Here is a 17,738-nt window from a genome sequence, read left to right on the forward strand (position 1 = left end):
TCCTTGAAAATTAAAGGCTGAAAAGTCTGATTTTATTGGATGAATATCTTAATTCGTTTTCTAGAATTTGTTGGGGTAGATTTTAGAAATTTTAAAAACTTATGGACGGGTGGGGCCGTCCATAAGTATTTTATATAGATAAGGTTTTCTTCAGAAACCCCAAAATTTGCAATCTTTGTACCTTTAGAAAAAATTGATAAATGAGAAATTTTCTTATTGGAGCTTTTCTGGTATTACTGGTTGTTTTCGGCTTACGTTATTGTGAAAATAGAAATCAGGAACGGGATGAATTAGAAGAAAGCACCGCCTTGTTACAGCAACAAATAAAAAATGTTGGTAAACTAGTAGTGACTGAGGGTACTTTTTCGCAGGTATATTCCTACAAAAATTCAAAAAAGTTTTATCTCGATATCTTTTCGGCTAGAAAGAAGGCACTTATTATTGTAAATGCAAGCGTAACGGTAGCTTACGATCTTAGTAAGTTGAGGACTGAAATTGATGAAGAAAATAAGATTGTGCGTATTACCGCTATTCCTAAAGAAGAAATCACAATAAACCCCGAGATTAAATATTATGATGTTACCCAGGATTATTTAAACCAGTTTGATGCTGAAGATCATAACAAAATTAAAAACCGAATAGATAAATCTATCAGGGAAAAGGTAGAAGCATCTTCATTGAAGTCTAATGCTAAAAATAGGTTGATTAGTGAATTGCAAAAGATCTATATTTTAACCAATTCTATGGGCTGGACACTGCAATACAACGATCAGAGATTTAATGATTCAGAAGAATTGGAAAAGATAAAGCTTTAACTACTCGATAATCGAGATTAAATTCTATTAGATAATTGATTGAGCCTTCAAATTTTATGGGATCAAGCTTATTTCACCAGTTCTGCATCAATTAGATTAACTCCCCCATCAATTAAATGCGAAATATCGGGTCTCCGGGATTTTACATTCTCTAAATTTTGTAATGCTTCTTTCGCGAGTTTTTCATCTTTTCCTACTGCTAGTTCATAAACTTCAACAGAGAGCAACCAATCTTTTGGATGCCCTTTTTTTACAAGCTCTAAAGCAGCATCCAGAGAGAATTTAGCATTCTTTCCCTCTCTAATATTTCTAACCGAAGCGTACAGAGAAGCAAGTTCTTCACGCTCTGGGGTTACTTTACTCTTAATTGTTGTACTGGAAGTTTTATGCGTAATCAAATCGAACGAAAGACTATCGGCAGGTCCCGCAAATGCCGAAATTACTTCTTTTCCAATAGCCATATCGTACTTGCCCCATTCGGGTTTAAAAAGAACTTCATCGCCATAAGTGACTGTGCAATTTTTAAGACTTATAAGGATTATTTTTCCCTGCAGGTTCCTGGTGCCGGTAATAATTTCTCCAGTTACATTTATACCTCCTTCAAACTCCAACGCTATCTTTTTTCCTTCATAAATTCCATAAGCGCTAAGATCGCGCGGACTCATATCTTCAATGGCTAAATTGATTCCTTTTAAAGCACCAATTGGAGAGCCAAAGCCTTCTTTATGATTTTTTATACCGTGTCCAACCAGTTCTTTTTCCCGGTATGAAAGAGCTGTCTTTCCTGAAGTTTGGATGTAAATAGGCTTGCCTTCATGTTCAATGACTTTAGAAAAATCTCCCGAAATTTGCAAACCAGTACTCAATTCTATAGAGCCAAGATTTTTAGAATTTATCAATTTTTGAATTCCTTCTAATCCGCCCTTTCTTAAAGCCATTTTATTTGCAAATTCTTCTAAAACTAAACTTAAATGAGCAAAATCTGGCGTTACATATAGTTGAGGTTGAGGTTTGGTAATGTCAAACTCCTGTTTGCACGCATCTATAGAATATGGGATTTTCTTCACCTTATCTGTCATGCACCAGGCACTTTCTCCAATAGAGGATAGTAAACCTGCACCATAAATTTTAGGATTTTCAAGTGTACCAATTAACCCGTACTCAACCGTCCACCAGTGCAGATTTCGTATTTGCGCCATTTCACTGAGTTCGGCGATTTCATTTTGAAGTTGATCCACCTTTTTCTCTGCTGCTTCAATTTCTTGTTGCGGTGTATCTTCAGCTTCTTTAATGATAGAAAGATGCCTTATGGCTTCATATATTTCATAATCCCTGGCGCTAGAAATTGCTTTGCAGCCAATTTCACCAAAACGCCTAAGATATTCGGCATATTCGGGATTGGCAATAATGGGTGCGTGGCCTGCACCTTCGTGAATAATATCGGGTGCCGGGGTATATTCTATATGCTCTAGCTGGCGAATATCGCTGGCAATTACCAAAACATTAAACGCCTGAAACTCCATAAAAGCAGCCGGTGGAATAAAACCATCTACAGCTACAGCCGCCCAGCCAATTTCTTTTAAAATTCGGTTCATTCCATACATATTTGGAATATGATCTATAGAAATCCCGGTTTGTTTTAAGCCTTCCAAATAAGATTCGTGAGCAACTTTACTTAGGTAATCAACATTTTTGCGCATTACATAACGCCAAACTGCGTGATTAATAGGGGAATAATCATCGTAATTTTGTGGTTTTATATATTGCTGAAGATGGGCCGGCAAGCGGTCTAAAATAGGATTAGATTCGATTTTATGAAGCATAATTATAATTAACTAAAATTCAATATAAAGATAGGGAATTAAGCTGAAATTCGTAAAATGATAACTAAATGTGCTTAAAAATAAAAACACCCCTGTAAAAGGGGCGTTTTTGTAAAAAAAATCTGTTGGGTTATTTGTTCATTTCTGGAGGATACTTTTCTAGTATTTCCCGAACAATCTCATTTATTCTTTCTTGTTTTTTATTAACGTTGCTTGCTAAAGCAGCAGTACCCATTCCCTGCCAAACCAGTTCTTTTCCTTCAGCATCAATAAGATCTATATAAAGAGTGCCTTCGCTGGTGCGGTTTACGGTATTAAAGCCGGAGCCCCAGTACCATGGGTGCCAACCCCAACCATAACCCCAGCCCATCATGTTGTTCTGGTAGATATTTATATTTTCATTCGTTTTTGTAAAAATACTAACCAAAAGATCTGGATTCTCTGATTTGGTAAAACCTTTACGCTGCATCTCGGATTCTATAGCTCTAAGGATTCTTTTTTTATCCAAATCTGAAATTTCGGCTTTGTCTATTCCGGGTTTAAAGAATGCGTAGCTTTCATATTGGTTAAAGTTTACTTCCCTGTCATAATCTGAAGCAACCCTTACGCTACTACAGGAAGTTAGCAGTATAGCCAACAGTAAGAAAACCGGAGTAATTTTTAAGACTTTCATAAAATATAATTTTAGGTGTTAATGTCAAAAAGAGCTGGATCTACCAGGTTTGGGATTGTTATTTTTAGTTTTGGTTCCATTTGCATAGCCCTTTTTGCAGTGAAAACCGCTTCTTTATTTCGGGCCCAGCTTCGGCGGGCAATTCCATTGTTCACATCCCAGAAAAGCATAGATTTTAAACGCTGCTCTGATGCTTTATTTCCTTCAAGAATCATACCAAAGCCACCATTAATAACCTCGCCCCAGCCAACGCCACCACCGTTATGAATGCTTACCCAGGTAGCACCTCTAAAGCTATCTCCAATTACATTTTGTATAGCCATATCGGCTGTAAATTGAGAGCCATCATAGATGTTTGAGGTTTCGCGGTAAGGGGAATCTGTTCCGGAAACATCGTGATGATCGCGGCCTAAAATGACAGTTCCAATTTCACCTTTACCAATAGCATCATTAAAAGCTTTGGCTATTTTCATGCGGCCTTCAGCATCGGCATAGAGGATCCTGGCTTTAGATCCTACTACCAGTTTATTTTCACGCGCCCCTTTTATCCATTGAATATTATCGGCCATTTGCTGCTGAATTTCCTCCGGTGAATTCTTTTTAAGTTCTTCTAAAACCTGAGTTGCGATCTTATCGGTTTTATCCAGATCTTCTTCTTTTCCTGAAGCACAAACCCACCTAAAAGGCCCAAACCCGTAATCAAAACACATGGGTCCCATAATATCCTGTACGTAACTCGGGTATTTTAAATCCTTGCCGTTTTTAGCTAAAATATCAGCTCCCGCACGTGAAGCTTCCAGTAAGAAAGCATTTCCGTAATCAAAGAAATAGGTTCCTTTAGCGGTATGTTTATTAATTGCCGCAGTTTGTCTTTTTAAACTTTCCTGAACTTTTTCTTTAAATTTTTCAGGCTCCTCAGCCATCATAGTATTGGCCTCTTCTAAACTTAAGCCTGACGGATAATAACCACCGGCCCAGGGATTGTGCAGTGAAGTCTGGTCACTTCCTAAATCGATATAAATATTCTCTTTCTCAAAATATTCCCATACCTCTACAATATTTCCCTGGAAAGCGATAGAAACTACTTCTTTATTGGCTTTTGCTTCCTGAACTCTTTTGGCAAGTTTTTCTAAATCAGAGATCACTTCGTCTACCCAGCCCTGGCTATGTCGGGTTTTTGTTGCTTTGGGATTTACCTCGGCACAAACCGTAATACAACCGGCAATATTTCCGGCTTTGGGTTGCGCACCGCTCATTCCGCCAAGACCGGAAGTCACAAATAATTTTCCTTCCAGGCCTTCTCCCGATCTTGATATTTTTCTTCCGGCGTTTAAGACTGTAATCGTGGTTCCGTGAACAATTCCTTGCGGACCAATGTACATATAACTTCCCGCCGTCATTTGCCCATACTGAGTTACTCCCAGGGCATTAAATTTTTCCCAGTCATTGGGTTTTGAATAATTAGGAATCATCATTCCGTTAGTGACAACTACTCTTGGGGCATTTTCATGAGAAGGGAACAAGCCCATTGGGTGGCCGGAATACATCACTAAAGTCTGATCGTTTTCCATTTCGGCTAAATATTGCAAAGTGAGTAGGTATTGTGCCCAATTTTGAAAAACTGCACCGTTGCCACCGTAAGTAATCAATTCATCGGGATGTTGCGCTACTTTGGGATCCAGGTTGTTTTGAATCATTAACATAATTCCTTTTGCCTGAGTGCTATTTCCCGGATATTCTTTAATATTTCTAGCATGCATATCATAGTCCGGCTTCAGGCGATACATATAAATTCTCCCGTATTTCTCTAATTCCTCTTTAAACTCGGGCAGTAATACCCGGTGATGTTTTTCTTCAAAATACCGCAGGGCATTTTGAAGCGCTAATTGTTTTTCTTCAGCATTTAAAATAGCCTTGCGTTTAGGTGCGTGATTTACCGAGGAGTCATATTCTTTTTTGGGAGGGAGTTCATTGGGTATTCCCTGAAGTATTTTCGCTTTAAAATCCATTTAATTTTTGTTTGCAATAGAGTTCAATATTAGTAAGAAATGTTAAATTAAGAAGTTTTAAAATTCATTTTCTATAAATTTAGTACTCTTTTTTAGATTAAAATTGCGAATGTCTAAAATGAGTGTTTAAAATATCATGACTGTCGTTAACCGCTTTGATATACCAAATCAATAATTTATCAACTTTTATATAGATGAAAAGCCTTATACTGTTACTCGCTGTTTTTTGCTTTATTTCCTGTAAGGATCAAGAGAAAACTCCAGAAAATAATTCGTTAGAAAGTTCTGCGGAAAAAATAGGCACTAAGCCAGATAATGCCCATAATTCTCGAAACTCGCTGGATTGGGGCGGTGTTTATGAAGGTGTTTTACCTTGTGAAGATTGTGATGGCATTGAAACCAGCATTCGGTTAAAACAGAATTTAGATTATGTGTTATCTCAACATTATCTGGGAAAAAAAGAAGCTGAAGAAAGCAACATTAATCAAACCGGAAAATTTGAATGGAATAAGCAGGGGAATACCATTAGTCTGGGAGAGCGGCAAAAACTATATTTTCAGGTAAGTGAAAATTACCTGTTACAGGTTTTTAAAGATGAATCTAAAGTTATGGGAGATTCTGCAATTAAATACAGACTCACCAAGGTGAATAGTTTATGAGTGCTTTCCGGTTTTTTTATTGAAACCATAAGGACAATGCCGGCAACCACTCTCACAGCAATAACCGCGTTTTAAATGATATTGTTCGGTAAAACAACGGTAGCCTTCAGGAGTGGTGTAGTAATCTCCATCCTCTAGCGGAACTCTTTTTTTGAAAAAACTCATAGGGCAAAAATACAATTTCTTAACTTCCACGCATGATTCTAATTGTTAACAAATATCTGCTGGGAAAATCTTTTAAGGGGGTAAGTTTATGGCCTTTTGTGATCTTAAAAAATCCGGAACTTAAAAAGGACGAAACTTTTATAAATCACGAAAAAATTCATCTTAGGCAACAAATAGAGCTGCTTATTATCCCATTTTACCTGTGGTATTTAATAGAGTATCTTTTGCGTTTAGTACAATATAAAGACCGTTTTTTAGCTTATAAAAATATTAGTTTTGAGCGGGAAGCTTACACCCAGGAAATGAAAGAGAATTATATACAGGAGCGTAAATTTTGGGCATTTTTACAATTTGTATAGGTGGTTATTCCTAGAATTTAGACCTTTGCAATATGCCAAAATCCTTAAATTTTAATGCTGAAATTTCTTCGGAAAATCAATTTATAGCTGAATTTCCCAATGAAATTTCTCTTTACTTAAAACGAGAAGATTTACTCCATCCTGAAGTTTCCGGGAATAAATTCAGGAAGCTTAAATACAACATTTTTGAAGCTCAAAAACAGGAAAAGGATACTTTACTAACTTTTGGAGGGGCTTATTCCAACCATATTGCAGCTACTGCAGCCGCGGGGAAACTTTCGGGCTTAAAAACTATAGGAATTATTAGGGGGGAAGAATTGGGAGGAAATCTAGAGAAAACTTTAGCTCAAAACAGAACTTTAAATTTTGCCCATTCCTGCGGAATGCAATTCAGTTTTGTTTCCAGGAATGATTATAGGGAAAAAGAAACCCTGGCGTTTCAGCAGAAACTAACTGAAGAATTTGGAGAATTTTATTTGGTTCCAGAAGGAGGCACTAACAAATTTGCGATAAAAGGATGTGAGGAAATTTTGAGTGAGAAAGATAAAGAATTCAATTTTATAGCCGCTTCAGCAGGAACGGGCGGCACACTTTCGGGCTTGATAAATGCTTCTGCCAAAAACCAGAAAATACTTGGTTTTCCTTCTTTAAAAGGAGATTTCCTTTCCGAAGAAATTAAAAAATACGCATTTAAGAATAATTGGGAATTAATACTAAACTATCATTTTGGCGGTTATGCTAAGATAGATTCGCAGTTGATCAATTTTATTAATAAATTCAACGAAAAATATCAAATTCAATTAGATCCGGTATATACGGGAAAGTTAGTTTTTGGTATTTTTGACCTCATAAAAACTGGATATTTTCCTCCCGGAAGTAAGATCCTGGCAATACATACAGGAGGTTTACAGGGAATTCCGGGAATGAACAGCGTTTTAAAAAAGAAAAATTTGCCTTTAATCAATTAATAAGATGAGACTTAACCGGTTTTTTATTTTGTTTTTCTGTGCATTATTTGCGGTTTCCTGCGGGAGCAAGAAAAAAGTGGTCACCAGTAAAAAAGAAGGAATTATTACCGAATCTTCCGGAAACAGAGAGATTGAGGGCGTAAAACCGTTGGAGGGAGCACCAATATTACCACCTGTAAATCCGCGTTTATACACCGTAGAAGATTATATTAGGGATTTTGCCGCAGTTGCCATGGAAGAAATGCGACTTTACGATATTCCTGCAAGTGTAACTTTGGCACAGGGAATCTTAGAATCTGGCGGAGGGAAAGGCGATCTAACCATGCGCGCTAATAATCATTTTGGAATAAAATGTCACGACTGGAAAGGAGCCCGGGTTTATCACGATGATGATGCTCGTGATGAATGTTTTAGAAAATATAAGGATGCCAGATATTCGTATAGAGACCATTCTCTTTTTCTAACCGAAAGAAAACGCTATGCAGCACTTTTTGATTTAGATAAAGACGATTATAAAGGCTGGGCAAGAGGTTTAAGAAAAGCAGGTTATGCTACAGATAGAAGATATCCAGATAAATTGATAAGCTTAATAGAGCGTTACCGGCTTTATCAATTTGATGCCGATGTTTTAAAAAGGCCATCTCCAAGTTACACTTACACTCCAGAAGAGCCGGAATCTGTAACTTACAGGGTTAAAAAAGGAGATACCTTGTATGCAATTGCCAAAAAACACAATACAACTGTAGAAGAGTTACAGCGATTTAATAATTTAAGAGATACCAATATAGCCGTTGGGCAAATGTTGGTAATTATCTCTCCAGAATAAAAAAATATGATCTATAAGAGAAGTAGCGAATTGTTCGCTTTGGCACAAAAAGTAATTCCCGGTGGAGTAAACTCCCCGGTAAGGGCATTTAAAGCGGTGGGAGGTGATCCCATTTTTATAAAAAAAGCTGAAGGACCTTATTTGTATGATGAAGACGGAAATAAATTAATAGACTATATAAATTCGTGGGGACCATTAATTTTAGGTCACGCCCATAAACCGGTGATTGATGCGGTAATAGATATCGCGAAAAAGGGAACTTCTTTTGGAACTCCTACCGAGATTGAAACCAAAATCGCTGAATTAGCGGTAAAGATGGTGCCAAATATCGATAAGATAAGGATGGTGAATTCCGGAACCGAAGCCACCATGAGTGCGGTAAGACTTGCTCGCGGATTTACCGGAAAGGAAAAGATCATCAAGTTTGCAGGGTGTTATCACGGGCATAGCGATTCTTTTCTAATCCAGGCCGGGAGTGGTGCCGTTACTTTTGGAACCCCAAACAGTCCCGGTGTTACTCAAGGCACGGCAAAAGATACCTTGCTTGCTAAATACAACGACCTTGATAATGTAAAGGAGCTGGTAGAAGCGAATAAAGATGAGATCTCCTGTATTATTCTCGAACCTGTTGCCGGAAATATGGGATGTATCCCACCTGCTGAAGGTTTCCTGGAAGGATTAAGAAAGATCTGTGATGAAACAGGGATTCTACTTGTTTTTGATGAGGTAATGACCGGATTTAGACTTGCCCCAGGAGGAGTTCAGGAAAGAATGGGAGTGAATGCCGATATTGTATGCTTCGGAAAAGTGATTGGTGGTGGTTTGCCGGTTGGTGCTTTTGCGGCCAGGAATGAAATTATGGAGTACCTGGCTCCCGTTGGGCCGGTTTACCAGGCAGGTACCTTGAGTGGGAATCCGCTGGCGATGGCTGCAGGTTTAGCGATGCTTACTGAACTGGATAGCAAAAGAGAGATTTTTGAAAGTATAGATAAAAAGACTGCCTACCTCCACGAAGGCATGGAAAAAGTGCTAACGGAAAATAATATTGATTTTACTATAAATAGGGTGGGATCTATGATCTCTGTACACTTTGGGAAAGAACCCGTAACCGATTTTGCTTCCGCAGCAACATCTGCAAATCTTGGTACTTTCAATAAATTCTTCCACGGAATGCTGGAAAACGGAATTTATATTGCGCCAAGCGCCTATGAAACCTGGTTTATAAGCGATGCCCTTTCTTATGAGGATTTAGATAAGACGATTGAGACCGTAGATAAAGTTTCAAAAACATTGTAGAGTAATTAAACCTCACAGTCCCGATAGCTATGCGGGACTGTGAGGTTTTTATCTTTATGTCATTGAGGAGGCGATAGCCGACGTGGCAATCTATATATTATGTGATTTTCCTTTACTAAGAATTCATCCCTAATAACTCTTCAACATAATCCCTGGAGTTAGAAAGTCTGGGAATTTTATGTTGTCCGCCAAGCTTATCATTTTTCTTTAGCCAGTCGTAAAAAAGCTTTTCACGTGCCTGGTGAATTTTCGGCATATTCAGCGTCATATTATTATAACGTTTAGCTTCATAATCACTGTTTACTTCTTGTAAGGCCGAATCTAGCTCATGCTTAAATTTTTCAAAATCCTTAGGCGGATTCTTAAATTCTATAATCCATTCGTGCGCACCTTTTTCTTTGCCTTCCATAAAAATAGGTGCTGCGGTATAATCTACAATTTCGCAATTAGTTACCAAAGAGGTCTTTTTTAAAGCTTCTTCAGCATTTTCAATGATCAACTCTTCGCCAAAAGCATTTATGTGGTGTTTGGTTCTACCAGTAACTTTTATGCGATAAGGATTGGTAGAAGTGAATTTAACGGTATCACCTATTTTATATCTCCATAAGCCCGCATTGGTGGTGATTACCACCGCATAATTTTTCCCGGTTTCAACTTCAGCGAGGGGGATTGCTTTTTCATTTTCAGTTCCGTAGCTATCCATAGGAATAAACTCGTAGTAAATTCCGTAATCCAGCATCAGTAAAAGTTCTTTGGAATCGTTTTGATCCTGGCAGGCAAAAAATCCTTCCGAAGCATTATAGATCTCGTAAAACCTAAAATCTTCTTTGGGTAAAATCTTTTGATATTGTGGCGCATAAGGATCAAAACTTACCCCACCGTGAAAATAAACTTCCAGGTTTGGCCAGACCTCAAAGAGATTTTCTTTACCGCTGGTCTCCAGAATATTATTGAGTAGAACAAGCATCCAACTGGGAACACCGGCCAGGCTGGTCACGTTTTCTTTAATGGTTTCGTTTACAATCGCCTGCATTTTTACTTCCCAATCGTTCATTAGGGAAACCTCGTTGCTTGGCGTGCTGCTAAACTCCGCCCAGAAAGGCATATTCGCAATTAAAATAGCCGAAAGATCTCCGTAAGCCGTGCCGTTATTCTTATAAATTTCCTTACTCCCGCCCAATCTTAAGCTTTTCCCTGTAAAAAGTTGTGACTGCGGATTATTATTTAAATACATACAAAGCAGATCTTTTCCGGCATTATAGTGACAATCTTCCAGGGAGTCTTCACTCACCGGTATAAATTTACTTTTAGCACTGGTAGTTCCGCTGGATTTTGCAAACCATTTTATAGGAGTGGGCCAAAAAATATTGTTTTCTCCCTGCCGGCTACGTTCAATACAAGCTTCGTAATCTTCATATTTTTGAATAGGAACCCGGCCTGCAAACTGGCTCTGGTTTTTAATCTCACTAAAGTTATATTTTCTGCCAATTTCAGTGTTTTTGGCTTTGGAAAGCAAGTTTCTAAGCAACTCATGCTGAACTTCGTGAGGGTATTTTATAAACAACTCCATTTGGTGAATTCGCTTCTTAAGGAACCAGGAGGCCACGGAGTTTACTAATGGAATTGGCATTATTCTTTATATCTTTATGCGCTGAGAATGCTTCAGCTGGTTGGCTGGATAAAAATAATTCAAACTTCGAAGCTTGCAAATCAACTTCGGTTAAAAATAGGGAAAAAAAGATGAGATACGAAGGAGTGTTTAGAAAAATGAGGACCGAGATCACCGATAAAGTGCAGTATTACCTGGTTTTTGAGGACGATTTTATAAATATGAATCAAATTCTTGGTAAAAAAATAAGTCTTAATTTTCTTCGTTTTCAATGTTTAAACTGCGGGCTGCAGAAGAAAATATTCCGCCAGGGTTATTGTTATGATTGTTTTACTTCTATCCCACAAGCCGGAGACTGGATTATGAAACCAGAGCTTAGTAAGGCTCATTTAGATGAAGAAGACCGCGATTTAAAATTTGAGAAAAAATCGCAATTACAGCCGCATATAGTTTATTTGGCGAATTCCAGTAATGTAAAAGTTGGTGTGACCCGAAAAACTCAAATTCCCACACGATGGATAGACCAGGGAGCGCACGAAGCTATTGAAATAGTTGAGGTGCCTAACAGGTATTTGGCCGGAATAACCGAAGTGGCTCTTAAGGATCATGTTTCAGATAAAACCAATTGGCGAAAAATGTTGACCAACGAGATTTTAGATCTTAATCTTGCCGAAGAACGCGATAAACTAAAAGAATTTATTCCTGAAGAAGCTAAAGAATATTATTTAGGTGATAGAAAGGAGCTTGAAATTGATTTTCCGGTTTTGGAGTTTCCTAAAAAGGTAAAAACTCTTAACCTTGGAAAAAGTCCTTTTTATGAGGGAATATTAAAGGGGATTAAAGGGCAGTATTTAATTTTTGAAGACGGTACCGTTTTTAACGTTCGCGCACACGAAGGTTTTGTAGTGGAGTTAGGGATAAAATAGAATTATTTAAAGTTTTAAATGTCATTACGATCCCGATTTTTGTCGGGAGAAGTAATCTCTAGATCGAATCCATCAATTTACAGATTGCCGCGTCGACTATAGTCTCCTCGCGATGACGAAGAAATTATAAACCCTCACAATTTCCAAAAAATACTTGAAAGTGTGAGGGCTTCTTTTTTAGTTGCTTGTAGTATCTTTTTTCTTCTTGCTTTTTCCGAAAATTCCGCCTAAAATATCTTTTGCTGCGTCTTTAACCTGCTCTTCCTGGCTTTTAGGTTTATCTTCGGTTTTTGGAGCTTGAGTTTGTATGGAATCCTGAGAGCTTATGCTATCATTTTGTGGCTTTTGATTTCCACCTGTTTGCTTATTGATTATATCTCTAATCGCATCCTGCCCACGTTCCTGAAGGTTTTCTTTTTGTTTTGCAACGATCTTCTGAGTAAGGTTACTAACTGCCTGCTCCATATTTATATTGATTTGCGGACTTTGGAAAGTTCCTTTTAAACCTATAGGCAGGGCTACCATCATATTTTGAAGTTCATCTCCACTTAACTTGCTCAGTGCGCTCCCTACCTGGCTGCCCAACATTTTGGCAGGAACATCTAAATCCAGTGTGTAATTCATATTCATATCAAATCCGTGGCTTCCGGAAACCTTTACATTGACCCCTTTTACATCAAAGTTGAAAGGTTCTATATGTACCATTCCGTCTTTGAATGTTAAATGAGTTTTAAGCTTATCCAGGTTAATATCTTTTAAGTTAATAAAATCCAATTGCTGATCCAGGCTTGAGAGCAAGGCTAATTTTTCAGGATTTACCTCTGCAGTAAGAATTTCAGCAAGGGCATCTCCGGCAAGTGTAGAAAGTTGTGGAGTAAGATCTTCATTTAAATTTCCATTTAATTTAAGATTGGTTTGCAATTTCCCCTGTAATGCCTGGGCTACCGGTGCTAATCCCTGCAACATCTCCAGGCCGTTAAAAGATTCAGCGATATTTAGTGCGTTTAATGCCAAATCCATATCAAAAGTTGGCGTTGATCCTTTTGTAGAAACATTCCCTGCCAGGTTAATATTTCCGCCAAAAATATCAGTACTAATGTTTTGTAAAGTCGCCGTTTCATCCCTTAGAATAATAGTTCCTTTAGCATTTTTAAGCTCCAGGTTGTCATAGATCACCGTATTTACATCAAAAGCCAGTTCTGTATCTAAAAACGAAGGTATTTTAACTGCTTCTTTTGTAGATGTGGTAGAACTTTTCGTAGTGGTTTCTCCAGTTCCGGTTTCAGCTTCAGCAATCATAAAATCGTTGATCGCGAATACATTCGAATTCACTTTAAAGCTTCCTTTTAAATTTTGATCGGTAAATAAGAAGCCCATTAGGTTTTCAATATTTCCCGAAGCTGTAATATCGGTTTGCCCGGTGGTAAGTTTTAATTCAGGTACACGAACATTACCCTGATTAAAATTCAATCTCGCATTAGCGATTCTCACCTCGTTAGGAATTTCTGGCGATTTATAACTAAAGTTTCTAATGCTTGCCGTACCGCTACTTTTCACATTCTGATATTGCTCTTTTTCTATAGAATTCATATCAAATTGTGTAGTAACATCGGCAGTCAATATACCGTTAAGTTCCTGCTCCAGTTCCAAGGGATAAGCTTTATCAAGGTTCGCTAAGTTTAAAGTTCCCTGAAGTGCCATATCTACCAACATATTCCCCATTAGATTTTTTACGCTTCCGTTGGTTGCAAATTTATCCTGGTCTATTCTGAAAGTCACATTATTAAAAGTGAGGTAAGTATCTTCAAGTATCCCGGTTTCGTTTAATATCTGGAGATCTATGTTGATGTCCTGAACACTTTTTGGTAGCTCCGGATATTTAAAGGAGGCATTGTCTGAACTCACTTTAATATCCATTTTAGGAATATATGTTTCGTCTACAATTCCCTGTATTTTTCCATTTACAATGAAATCACCACTGGTTTCTACATTTTCAATGTTTTTTGCATAGGTCGCAGGAATTACGGCTAAAAAGTTTTTAAAGTCTGAAGAAGGTGTTTGGAAGCTTAGATCTATCTCGTTATTATTTTCATTTACTTGTATAAAACCTTCAAAAGTAAGTGGTAACTGATTGATCGTTGCTTCATTCTCCAGGAAGGTGTAACGCATATTTTCCAGGTCCATCTGGATAACAGCATCGAGGGAGACTTTATTTCGGTTCAGGTAATTTGTACCATCGTAATCTAAAGAAACCAGCGCATTAGATTTGGTATCCAGTTCGCTTTCGGCTAAAGAAAAATCGCCGGTTCCCTGGTGGTTCAATTCTTCTACATCCAGCAGCAATTTTTGTCCTTCATCTAAATATTTTACCCTGGAATTGTTGATCTCATAATGTTTAAGATCAAAACTAAATCCCGTAGATGTAGAATCTGCGGTGTTAGCGGTAGTGTCTTCAACTGCAATATCGTAGTTAGCATTTCCCAATGAATCTACCTTAATATTTAGATACGTGTTATTTACTTTTATGTTGTCTAAAACTTTTGGTTCATTGGTGCCTTTAAACAATTCTTTAATAGACATTTCCAGTTGAGCTTCTTCACCAATGGCAAGTGTATCGCCTTTAAAGGGTTCATTATTAATCACGCTAAAATTCTCAATTACCACGGTAGCTTGCGGAAAGCTTCTAAAAAAGCTAAGGCTGATGTCTCTAAATTCAATTTGCGCATCTACACTTTCGTTGGCGGTTTTTCGCACATAATCTTTTATTTGAGATTCGAATAAAAAAGGTGCGGCAACAAGGGTAATTACAGTTACCAGTAATAAAATTCCAATTATTTTAAATGCTTTTTTCATTTCTTAAAAATTTTTATCCCAACCCTGGAGTTAAGCACAGGCTTATAATTATATCCTGTAAGTTACCAATTTTTGGGTCCAGTAACATGCTGGTTTTATTTCTATATTATTTAATTCAAACCAATTAAGTAGGTTTATTAATCATATTTTATCTCTTCGCCCTGTTTCAGTTTAAAACGCTTTCTAAAGGCAAAAACCGAAGCGTAGAGTAGTGGAGTATCCAGTGCGGCAACTATTACTTTAAATAAAAATCCGCTAAGTAAAAGTGCGCCAAATAAGTCCCATTCAATTTTATTAAAACTACAGAGCAAAAACAAGACCGAAAACGTATCTACAAACTGCGAGAGAAAGGTAGAAAAGTTATTCCTAAGCCATAAATGTTTTCCTTTGGTTAATCTTTTCCAAAAATGGAATAAGTGAATATCTATATACTGCGCTAGTAAATAGGCAACCATAGATGCGAACACGGCAATAGTGGTGGCACCAAAAACCTGGGTAAACAAGGCGTTGCCAATTGGTGACCATTCGGTCGCCGGCACTGCATCTGCCGTGTAGACAATCAATAAAGAAAAGAACGAGGCGAAGATACCCGTAGTCACTACCTGGTTCGCTTTTTTCTTCCCGTAGATCTCGCTAATAATATCGGTGATTAAAAACGTAAGAGGGTAGGGTAAAACCCCCACAGAGATTTCAAACGTATAAATTCCAAAAAAATCCCAGCTAAAGAATTTCTGGAATATTAGATTTGAAACAACTAAAGAGGCGATAAAAAGCCCTGCCAGGATTAAATATATGCGTTGTGCTGCAAGTTTATCTTTTAGTAATAGTTTAGCCAAATTTTTTTTTTAAGTCTTGCTGCTAAATTAGGGGTATGTGATTTTGTTTTACTTAATTTGCTGTGAAATTTACAGGATAAGCTTTAATAATTTTTCTTCAGTTAGTTTGAATTCCCCAAAAACAGTACATATCGCCCTGGGAAGCAATGTGGGCAACCGCTTTGAGCTTCTACAAAATGCATTGCATAAAATATATTTAGAAATTGGCGAGGTGCAACAGGTTTCGCAGGTTTATGAAACACCTGCCTGGGGTTTTGAGGGAGATGCTTTTTTAAACGCCTGTATAGCTGTTTCTACAAGATTTTCTGCGGAAGAAGTGCTTCGGAAATTGTTGAAAATTGAAGCTGATTCAGGCCGGGTACGCTCTGATGCTAAAAATTACCAAAACCGAAGCCTGGATCTGGATATTCTTCTTTTTGAAGATGAAGTTCTAGAAACTATAGATCTAATAGTGCCGCATCCTTCAATGCAAAATCGAAAATTCGTATTGCTTCCTTTGGTAGATATTGCTGCAAAAGAGAACCATCCTGTTTTTAAAGTTTCTATTGAAAAATTACTGAAACAGGTTGAAGATGATTCGCCAATAAAAGCGATTTCTGAAAGGCTTGAAGTTCCTAAAAAAGCTTTCAATTTAAATAAGCTAAACTATATCGCAGTAGAAGGAAATATTGGTGCCGGGAAAACTAGTTTCTCAACTATGATTTCCGAAGATTTTAATGCAAAACTTATTTTAGAAAGATTTAAGGACAATCCATTTTTACCAAAATTCTATGAGCATAAAGAGCGTTATGCATTTCCGTTAGAAATGTCTTTCCTGGCCGATCGCTACCAGCAGTTATCAGATGATTTGGCTCAGTATGATCTTTTTAAAGATTTTGTGATCTCAGATTACGATGTTTTTAAGTCGCTTATATTTGCTAAAATCACGCTGCATGAAGATGAATATGCCTTGTATCACAAGCTTTTTCATTTAATGTATAAGGAATTGGTGAAACCAGACCTTTATATTTATCTCTACCAAAATACAGATCGATTACTGGAAAATATCAAGGCTCGGGGTCGTGATTATGAGCAAAATATTCAGCCCGATTATTTGATGGAAATCAATAAAAGCTATCTGAATTTTATAAAGACCCAAACCAATATGAAGGTGCAGATCATAGATATTTCAGGGAAAGATTTTGTAAACAACCGTGCCGATTATCTTTCTATTTTGGAGGAGATAAAAAAGGCCCCCTAGCCCCCAAAGGGGGGGTAAACAAGATTAAAACTCCCCCTTTGGGGGTTGGGGGGCTTGTATTTTTGAAAATAGATCCCATAGAACCACGCCTACACTAACCGCAATATTTAAAGAATGTTTGGTGCCTAATTGTGGAATTTCAATAATACCATCACTCGCCGAAACTACTTTTTGTTGTACTCCTTTTACCTCATTCCCAAATACCACAGCGATTTTTTCACCCGGTTGGGCTTTGAAATCGTTTAGCATCACCGAGCCTTCCGCTTGTTCAATAGAAAAAACCTTTGTTTTCTCTTGTTGAAGTTTTTCCACTACCTCCAGCGTGTTTTCAAAATATTCCCAGGCTACGGTTTCGGTAGCGCCTAAAGCAGTTTTTTGAATATCTTTATGTGGGGGTTGGGCGGTGATGCCGCAGAGATAAATTTTTTCGATTAAAAAAGCATCGGCACTTCTAAAAACCGAACCAATATTATTCAAGCTCCTAATATTGTCAAGTATCACAATTATAGGCGTTTTTTTAGCTTCCTTAAACTCTTCAATAGACTTACGGTCTAATTCGCTGTTTTTTAACTTTCGGTTTTCCATAGCGGCAAAATTAATAAGAATGCAAGGAAATAAATTAATTTAAGTTTAAAAATGACTTGAATTGATCAGTATTGAAAAGCCCAGGATTGGTATTTG

General features: G+C 37.5%; 16 protein-coding genes. 8 read left to right on the plus strand and 8 right to left on the minus strand.

Going from position 1 to position 17,738, the window contains the following annotated elements; genetic code table 11:
• Positions 1-200: 200 nt before the first annotated feature.
• Complete coding sequence (locus B5X51_RS15340) at positions 201-815, plus strand: DUF4230 domain-containing protein (protein WP_079722075.1); 615 nt, start codon at positions 201-203, stop codon at positions 813-815.
• Between the two features lie 68 nt (positions 816-883).
• Here the strand turns inward: B5X51_RS15340 and B5X51_RS15345 are convergent, their stop codons facing one another.
• The 3 genes from B5X51_RS15345 to B5X51_RS15355 all read right to left on the minus strand — a co-directional run bounded on the left by B5X51_RS15345 (position 884) and on the right by B5X51_RS15355 (position 5,320).
• Complete coding sequence (locus B5X51_RS15345) at positions 884-2,638, minus strand: aromatic amino acid hydroxylase (RefSeq protein WP_079722076.1); 1,755 nt, start codon at positions 2,636-2,638, stop codon at positions 884-886.
• Between the two features lie 130 nt (positions 2,639-2,768).
• Positions 2,769-3,311, minus strand: a complete 543-nt coding sequence (locus B5X51_RS15350; protein WP_079722077.1) for a DUF4136 domain-containing protein — start codon at positions 3,309-3,311, stop codon at positions 2,769-2,771.
• An 11-nt stretch (positions 3,312-3,322) separates the two neighbouring features.
• On the minus strand, positions 3,323-5,320 hold the full coding sequence (locus tag B5X51_RS15355) for a urocanate hydratase (protein ID WP_079722078.1): 1,998 nt from the start codon (positions 5,318-5,320) through the stop codon (positions 3,323-3,325).
• Positions 5,321-5,514: 194 nt separating this feature from the next.
• On the opposite strand from B5X51_RS15355, the gene B5X51_RS15360 reads away from it, so the two are divergent.
• Entirely contained in the window at positions 5,515-5,979 is a 465-nt protein-coding gene (locus tag B5X51_RS15360; protein ID WP_079722079.1) for a copper resistance protein NlpE, read from the plus strand.
• Here the strand turns inward: B5X51_RS15360 and B5X51_RS15980 are convergent.
• Entirely contained in the window at positions 5,974-6,144 is a 171-nt protein-coding gene (locus B5X51_RS15980) for a C1orf53 family protein (protein ID WP_176132772.1), read from the minus strand. The genes B5X51_RS15360 and B5X51_RS15980 overlap by 6 nt on opposite strands.
• A gap of 32 nt (positions 6,145-6,176) precedes the next feature.
• Here B5X51_RS15980 and B5X51_RS15365 point away from each other — a divergent pair, with 32 nt between their 5' ends.
• The 4 genes from B5X51_RS15365 to hemL are packed head-to-tail and all read left to right on the plus strand — an operon-like array spanning position 6,177 to position 9,593.
• Entirely contained in the window at positions 6,177-6,503 is a 327-nt protein-coding gene (locus tag B5X51_RS15365; protein WP_079722080.1) for a hypothetical protein, read from the plus strand.
• Between the two features lie 32 nt (positions 6,504-6,535).
• Positions 6,536-7,471, plus strand: a complete 936-nt coding sequence (locus B5X51_RS15370) for a 1-aminocyclopropane-1-carboxylate deaminase/D-cysteine desulfhydrase (RefSeq protein ID WP_079722081.1) — start codon at positions 6,536-6,538, stop codon at positions 7,469-7,471.
• 4 nt (positions 7,472-7,475) lie between these two features.
• Positions 7,476-8,297, plus strand: a complete 822-nt coding sequence (locus B5X51_RS15375; RefSeq protein WP_079722082.1) for a glucosaminidase domain-containing protein — start codon at positions 7,476-7,478, stop codon at positions 8,295-8,297.
• A gap of 6 nt (positions 8,298-8,303) precedes the next feature.
• On the plus strand, positions 8,304-9,593 hold the full coding sequence (gene hemL, locus B5X51_RS15380; protein ID WP_079722083.1) for a glutamate-1-semialdehyde 2,1-aminomutase: 1,290 nt from the start codon (positions 8,304-8,306) through the stop codon (positions 9,591-9,593).
• Between the two features lie 115 nt (positions 9,594-9,708).
• Here hemL and B5X51_RS15385 read toward each other — a convergent pair whose 3' ends face one another.
• The gene (locus B5X51_RS15385; protein ID WP_079722084.1) at positions 9,709-11,223 is read right to left on the minus strand and encodes a GH3 auxin-responsive promoter family protein; all 1,515 of its coding nucleotides are present in this window, start codon (positions 11,221-11,223) and stop codon (positions 9,709-9,711) included.
• Positions 11,224-11,333: 110 nt separating this feature from the next.
• Here B5X51_RS15385 and B5X51_RS15390 point away from each other — a divergent pair, with 110 nt between their 5' ends.
• Positions 11,334-12,128, plus strand: a complete 795-nt coding sequence (locus B5X51_RS15390; RefSeq protein ID WP_079722093.1) for a DUF2797 domain-containing protein — start codon at positions 11,334-11,336, stop codon at positions 12,126-12,128.
• Positions 12,129-12,305: 177 nt separating this feature from the next.
• Here the strand turns inward: B5X51_RS15390 and B5X51_RS15395 are convergent, their stop codons facing one another.
• Together B5X51_RS15395 and B5X51_RS15400 are read right to left on the minus strand one after the other, a co-directional pair.
• Positions 12,306-14,981, minus strand: a complete 2,676-nt coding sequence (locus B5X51_RS15395) for an AsmA family protein (protein ID WP_079722085.1) — start codon at positions 14,979-14,981, stop codon at positions 12,306-12,308.
• A gap of 137 nt (positions 14,982-15,118) precedes the next feature.
• Positions 15,119-15,817 carry a queuosine precursor transporter gene (locus B5X51_RS15400; RefSeq protein WP_079722086.1) on the minus strand — a complete coding sequence of 233 codons (699 nt, stop codon included), beginning with the start codon at positions 15,815-15,817 and terminating at the stop codon, positions 15,119-15,121.
• 106 nt (positions 15,818-15,923) lie between these two features.
• On the opposite strand from B5X51_RS15400, the gene folK reads away from it, so the two are divergent.
• On the plus strand, positions 15,924-17,057 hold the full coding sequence (gene folK, locus B5X51_RS15405; RefSeq protein ID WP_079722094.1) for a 2-amino-4-hydroxy-6-hydroxymethyldihydropteridine diphosphokinase: 1,134 nt from the start codon (positions 15,924-15,926) through the stop codon (positions 17,055-17,057).
• 24 nt (positions 17,058-17,081) lie between these two features.
• Here the strand turns inward: folK and B5X51_RS15410 are convergent, their stop codons facing one another.
• The gene (locus tag B5X51_RS15410) at positions 17,082-17,642 is read right to left on the minus strand and encodes an RNA methyltransferase (protein ID WP_079722087.1); all 561 of its coding nucleotides are present in this window, start codon (positions 17,640-17,642) and stop codon (positions 17,082-17,084) included.
• Positions 17,643-17,738: the final 96 nt, after the last annotated feature.

Source organism: Salegentibacter holothuriorum, from assembly GCF_900168045.1.
Taxonomy (GTDB): domain Bacteria; phylum Bacteroidota; class Bacteroidia; order Flavobacteriales; family Flavobacteriaceae; genus Salegentibacter; species Salegentibacter holothuriorum.

What these genes read in the sequence shown, in the direction of transcription:
- B5X51_RS15340 (WP_079722075.1), top strand. Translation starts at nt 201, where the DNA reads ATGAGAAATTTTCTTATTGGAGCTTTTCTGGTATTACTGGTTGTTTTC.
- B5X51_RS15345 (WP_079722076.1), bottom strand. Translation starts at nt 2,638, where the DNA reads ATGCTTCATAAAATCGAATCTAATCCTATTTTAGACCGCTTGCCGGCC.
- B5X51_RS15350 (WP_079722077.1), bottom strand. Translation starts at nt 3,311, where the DNA reads ATGAAAGTCTTAAAAATTACTCCGGTTTTCTTACTGTTGGCTATACTG.
- B5X51_RS15355 (WP_079722078.1), bottom strand. Translation starts at nt 5,320, where the DNA reads ATGGATTTTAAAGCGAAAATACTTCAGGGAATACCCAATGAACTCCCT.
- B5X51_RS15360 (WP_079722079.1), top strand. Translation starts at nt 5,515, where the DNA reads ATGAAAAGCCTTATACTGTTACTCGCTGTTTTTTGCTTTATTTCCTGT.
- B5X51_RS15980 (WP_176132772.1), bottom strand. Translation starts at nt 6,144, where the DNA reads ATGAGTTTTTTCAAAAAAAGAGTTCCGCTAGAGGATGGAGATTACTAC.
- B5X51_RS15365 (WP_079722080.1), top strand. Translation starts at nt 6,177, where the DNA reads ATGATTCTAATTGTTAACAAATATCTGCTGGGAAAATCTTTTAAGGGG.
- B5X51_RS15370 (WP_079722081.1), top strand. Translation starts at nt 6,536, where the DNA reads ATGCCAAAATCCTTAAATTTTAATGCTGAAATTTCTTCGGAAAATCAA.
- B5X51_RS15375 (WP_079722082.1), top strand. Translation starts at nt 7,476, where the DNA reads ATGAGACTTAACCGGTTTTTTATTTTGTTTTTCTGTGCATTATTTGCG.
- hemL (WP_079722083.1), top strand. Translation starts at nt 8,304, where the DNA reads ATGATCTATAAGAGAAGTAGCGAATTGTTCGCTTTGGCACAAAAAGTA.
- B5X51_RS15385 (WP_079722084.1), bottom strand. Translation starts at nt 11,223, where the DNA reads ATGCCAATTCCATTAGTAAACTCCGTGGCCTCCTGGTTCCTTAAGAAG.
- B5X51_RS15390 (WP_079722093.1), top strand. Translation starts at nt 11,334, where the DNA reads ATGAGATACGAAGGAGTGTTTAGAAAAATGAGGACCGAGATCACCGAT.
- B5X51_RS15395 (WP_079722085.1), bottom strand. Translation starts at nt 14,981, where the DNA reads ATGAAAAAAGCATTTAAAATAATTGGAATTTTATTACTGGTAACTGTA.
- B5X51_RS15410 (WP_079722087.1), bottom strand. Translation starts at nt 17,642, where the DNA reads ATGGAAAACCGAAAGTTAAAAAACAGCGAATTAGACCGTAAGTCTATT.